General features: G+C 65.5%; 6 protein-coding genes. All 6 read left to right on the top strand.

What is annotated here, in order from left to right; genetic code table 11:
* The first annotated feature begins 262 nt into the window (after positions 1 to 262).
* The 6 genes from E1264_RS40355 (at position 263) to E1264_RS40330 (ending at position 3,864) form a co-directional block, all read left to right on the top strand.
* Entirely contained in the window at positions 263 to 745 is a 483-nt protein-coding gene (locus E1264_RS40355; RefSeq protein WP_132182487.1) for a pyridoxamine 5'-phosphate oxidase family protein, read from the top strand.
* Positions 746 to 813: 68 nt separating this feature from the next.
* Positions 814 to 1,050, top strand: a complete 237-nt coding sequence (locus E1264_RS40350) for a helix-turn-helix transcriptional regulator (RefSeq protein ID WP_132182485.1) — start codon at positions 814 to 816, stop codon at positions 1,048 to 1,050.
* The gene (locus E1264_RS40345) at positions 1,031 to 1,591 is read left to right on the top strand and encodes a DUF5753 domain-containing protein (protein WP_347813454.1); all 561 of its coding nucleotides are present in this window, start codon (positions 1,031 to 1,033) and stop codon (positions 1,589 to 1,591) included. The genes E1264_RS40350 and E1264_RS40345 overlap by 20 nt, the downstream gene beginning before the upstream one ends.
* A 96-nt stretch (positions 1,592 to 1,687) precedes the next feature.
* Positions 1,688 to 1,963 carry a DUF397 domain-containing protein gene (locus tag E1264_RS40340; RefSeq protein WP_243711472.1) on the top strand — a complete coding sequence of 92 codons (276 nt, stop codon included), beginning with the start codon at positions 1,688 to 1,690 and terminating at the stop codon, positions 1,961 to 1,963.
* Between the two features lie 607 nt (positions 1,964 to 2,570).
* Positions 2,571 to 2,903, top strand: coding sequence for a hypothetical protein (locus tag E1264_RS40335; protein WP_207936878.1), 333 nt, complete (start codon positions 2,571 to 2,573; stop codon positions 2,901 to 2,903).
* 139 nt (positions 2,904 to 3,042) lie between these two features.
* A complete protein-coding gene (locus E1264_RS40330) occupies positions 3,043 to 3,864 on the top strand; it encodes a hypothetical protein (protein WP_132182481.1) in 822 nt (273 codons plus the stop codon).
* Positions 3,865 to 4,706 lie beyond the last annotated feature (842 nt).

The following is a 4,706-nucleotide window of genomic DNA, read 5'->3' as shown; positions in this document are numbered from 1 at the left end:
CGCCGATCACCACCCGGTCCCGCGCGTCCCCCACAGCACCGCCTCCCCGACACCGGGCATGGTCGGCTCCAAGGCCCGCCTCGCCTCGGCCGGCAGCTCGCAACGCGTCCACGACGGCTCCCTTCGCCTCCGGAAAGTCGCCCGTCACTCTCGCTGTACGCGCAGGAACCCGTCTCCCGTTCACGTCCGGCACGAACGTTTTCCCTGGCCGCACCCGTCACCCCGCAAGCGACGTGTCATGATCGCACCAGGAGGACTCCTCATGAACCTGCCTGACGACCTCGACGAATTGGCACGTGCCATCATCGACGCGAACCGCTACATGACCCTGGGCACGACCGAACCCGACAACCGCCCGCGCCTTTCCCCGGTCTATTTCACCCACACCGCCTACCGCACGTTCTACTGGGTCTCCTCACCCTCGGCCCAACACTCCCGCAACATCGAAGCCCGCCCATCCGTCGCCCTGGCCATCTACGACTCGACCGCAGAAATCGGCGCCGGCCGCTGCGCCTACATAGAAGCGACAGCCTCCATCGTCCCGGACGAAGAACTACCGCAACGCTGCGCAGAAGCCTTCGCCCACATAGACCCAGGCGCCAAGGCATTCCACCCCGAAGAACTAACCGGCGACGCCCACCTACGCCTCTACGCAGCCCACGCCACGAACCACGAAGTACACGTCCCGGGCCGCGACCCGTCCAACGAATCCGGCATAGACACCCGCCGCCAAGTCAACCCGTAAACCACCAAGCGAACGTTCTCCCGCCACAAACGTGCCCGATCATGCACGGAGGGTGACAGTGTGAGTGAATGCCCTCCCGGAACCAACCCACAGTGCGGCTCCGCCGGATCGGCTCGGCCCTCCGCAAGGCCCGCGAAGCCAACAACCTGACCGTCGGCACCGCCTGCCGCCGCTACGGCCGCTCGAAGAGCTGGCTCAGCACCCTGGAAAACGGCCTCCACACCATAGACCCCCAAGAACCGGCCGACCTCCTCGACTTCTGGGGACCGCACGTACGAAGGCAAGATTTCCGCTGCTGCCCTTGATATCGCCAGCCTGGAGGTGGAGTCCGCGATAATTCACAACTTCCAACCTTGTGTGTTCCCAGGTCTGCTACAGACGCGGAACTACGCGAGCGCTCTTTTCTCCACGCGCCTGTCCGACGACGCAAGCATCTCCGCTCTGCTCGACTTCCGGAGGGACCGGCACCGCATACTCACGGACCCGAATCCACCTCAATACGTCTCGATCATCAACGAGTCGGTCTTCCGTCATCAGGTCGGAGATGAAGCGGTGATGCGCGAGCAGATCCGCCGGGTAGGCGAGGTCGCCCGGTGGGACCACGTCCACGTGCGGGTTCTGCCGGTCTCCGCTGGCGCACACCTCGGTTTGGCCGGATCCTTCGTGCTCATGTCCCTTCGGCCACCCGGATCGCTGACCGTGTCGGTGCTCGAACTGTTCGCCAAGTCCGTCTTTGTGGATGACGAAGACCAAGTGGCGGAGCACGCCGCAGTCTTCAACCGCATCCTGGACGCGTCGCTGGACGAGACCGCCTCGCTAAGGTTCATTGACGCGATAGCGTCATAACCATGGGCAAAGACAAAACATACGCTGGAATCAACACCAGTCACGCGGCCCACGAAGGCATCGAGATCATTACGCCTTGGCGCAAGAGCCGCCACAGTGCCACGCCAGAAGGCGACTGCGTCGAAGTCGCAGGGGCCGAAGCAAAAGATCAACCACACCGAGCCCACCGCTTCGATCGCCCCAAGCTGGCGCAAGAGCAGCCACAGCGAGCCCAACGAAACCGAACGCGCCGAGGCTGGCCGGGCCACAACCCGGGTGGTCGCCGTCCGCGACTCCAAGGACCCTAACGGCGACATCCTCACTTTCGAGACCGGCGAGTGGCACACCCTCCTCACCAACATCAGGACCGGCGCCCACGACCTCAACCCATAACCCCATCCACCCAGCCGTCCCCGCACCAGGTCGGACGGGCAGCTCACCATCGCCGAACTTGCGGCACAACCTGCGGAGGGCGACCCGACTCCGCCACCCCCGCCTCCAACAACGGCTGAGACGAGCAAACGCGGCAGCGGCAAGGACCCCGGCGACGACGAGAGCGAACACGTCGAGGTCGGGCGGCAGCTCACCTTCGCGAAGCCTCCGGCGCAACCCACCTAGGGCGGCCCGACCTCGAGGTTTGGATGGGGCGACGACATGGTTGGTCGCCGACTACGGCTCCAAGATCCTGGCGGCGACATCCTCACCTTCAAGACCGGCGAATGGCACACCCACCTCACCAACATCTAGCCGGTGGAAGGGCAGCAAGGCTCACGATCATCGAGTTTGACGCAACCTGCGGGGCGGCCCCCCGACCCCGCCTGTTCCGGCCACGAACGACGGCTAGGACGAGCGGACGTGGCGGCGGCGAGGAGGGCAAGTGCGTCGAGGTTGGGCCGGGCCACGCGACGCGGGTAGTCATCCGTCCACCCAGTACTTCAGCCGTAGGACGTGATCTCCATGAGGAGGACCGCCTCGCATAGCTCCGGTTAGGCTCGTCGGCGTGGAGTTGGACCGCCCTCTTGTTCGCGACGCTTACCCGGACCTCATCGCTGAGCTGATCACCCTCTTGGAGGATGAGGGTGAACGTGAGCTTGCTCTGTGCCTGGCGGATGTGCGTCTGGTCGCGATGTGCGATTGCGGTGATGACTTCTGTCAAAGCATCCGCACTGAAGTCCATCCGAAGGGACAGCCGTACGGCGAGGGCCATCGGTGCGTGCCACTCCTGCCCTCGAGAGGCATGCTAAATCTGGACGTCCTGAACGGTCGGATCATGTACATCGAGGTGCTGGATCGGCCGCCCATGCACAATCACCTAGGGCGTGGCTCAAAGTAATGACATGAGGCTCGCTGGGCGCCTTGTGCCCGAGCCAGGCCGTAATCGAGCGTGGCATCGCGTCGCAAGTTCTACGGTGATCGCGTAGCTGATCCTGGAGTATCACGGAGACGAGCGTGCGATGCGGCGTGGGCGGAGCATGGTGTTCCTGGCCGGGAGTGCGGCGCTGGTTCTGGCCAGCCTGGTCGGTGATGAGGAGGGCTGGGGGTATGGCCTGGACCCGGAGTCGGGGGCGGTGGGCCTTGTGTTCATTGCCGCCTGCCATGCACTGACCGTTCGGCTGGAGGACGGGCTCGGGCGGCGGGCGGCCGCTGTCCGTCTGGGCGCGCTGGGCTGTGCAGCGGTGATCACCGGCGTTCTGCTGTGGGTGGAGTACGGCTGGTGGTTCGCCATGGAATCGCATGTCAGGGCGACGGAGGATGTCCAGCTCTACGAGGAGGACATCGCGCAGGCCGCGACCATGGTGTTCGTGGTCGCCTACTTCGCGGCCACCGTGCTGATCCTGGGCCTGGTGGCGGTGATCGGCCGGGAACGGCGGGCTGTGGTGGCCGGGCTGGGTGCCGTCGTCGCAAGCACCCTGCTGCTGAAGGTCGTGGTGGCCTGGATGATCGCGATACCGGTGCTAGGCAAGCACCGAGATCACCACTATGAGGCGTTCTTCGATGCCGCGCTGCGGTCCCTGGGGCTGCAGGGCCCACGGATGGCTGACCTGCTGCTGACGTTGGTCGTCGCAGTTCTGGCGGTGGGAGTGTTGGTCCTGGCGCGGCGCCCGAACCTGACGGCGCCCCCGTACAGGCCAGGCTCGCCGATGCTGGCGGTGGATCTGCTGGTGGTGAGCGCCTGGGTGCTGGCCCCACTGTCCCTGAACGAGGTCAACTTCGACCCGGGGGTCGGGGCTGCGGGCGCCGTGGCCGTTTTCGCCGCATCGCTGGCCGCACTAGGCGTGTCTCGAAGTAGGTGAAGCCGTTCGTTGATGGGGTGAATTCAACGACGGCCTGGTAGTGAACATGCCCAAGGGCATCGGTCGCGCTCTGATCGGGGACGCGACGCGATGCGCAGGCTCGTCCAGGGTGCCGCAATCATCGGGGTCGTGACGTTCGGCGCCGATCATCCCCGGGAGCGGCTCCGGGTGGGTTTGCCGGAAGACCGTCCCAGGAGAATCTGCCTATGTGGTTGGTTGTTGATGACAGTGATCGCGATCGGTGGGACTCCGTGCCTGGAGAGCGCGTGGGACCGCTGTGGTTCGCATGAGCCCGGAGGACGCGAAGGCCGTGATGGAGGCACGCGGGTTCACGGGATTGCTGTCTCCGCTGGAACCCGAGCACGGCGCCCTCACCTGGCAAGCTGAGTTCCGTGCCGCCACAGCACCGGGGTACTCGACGGCCGTCACGCTCCATTACCGAGACCCTGAGGGCCTGGCCTGCGTCGCCGTCGATGCCCTGTGGCCCCCAGATCAGCTTGGACGGGACGGCGCTGGTTGGGCGTGCGCCGTCGAATCTCATGAAGGAGTTCTTCGACTACCTGACCGAACGTGAGAAAGCCGTGCCACGTCTCGGTCGAAGGCGACGCCGCGTCCGATGAACTCGGAGTCGTCATCCGGGCCCAGCGAGCGGGAGACATCCTCCTCAGCCGCCCCTCCACAGGAGTGGGACCTCCGCTGACCAACCTTCAACACTCCAGGCCGGACGGGCTCACCATGACGAGACACGTCGACGCACGATGCCACAGCGGTGGCGAAGGCCACTGGTGCGACGCCTGCCCGGTCGTCACCTAAGTGCGGGGTTTGGTCAGGCGGCTTGGGCG

Source organism: Actinomadura sp. KC216 (assembly GCF_004348535.1).
Classification (GTDB): Bacteria; Actinomycetota; Actinomycetes; order Streptosporangiales; family Streptosporangiaceae; genus Spirillospora.
Note: the sequence above shows the minus strand (reverse complement) of the source record. Positions and strands in the feature narration are given on the sequence as shown.

Bases quoted from the DNA above. Each gene is read 5' to 3' on its own strand.
- E1264_RS40330 (WP_132182481.1), top strand. From the start codon at position 3,043: ATGGTGTTCCTGGCCGGGAGTGCGGCGCTGGTTCTGGCCAGCCTGGTC.
- E1264_RS40350 (WP_132182485.1), top strand. From the start codon at position 814: ATGCCCTCCCGGAACCAACCCACAGTGCGGCTCCGCCGGATCGGCTCG.
- E1264_RS40355 (WP_132182487.1), top strand. From the start codon at position 263: ATGAACCTGCCTGACGACCTCGACGAATTGGCACGTGCCATCATCGAC.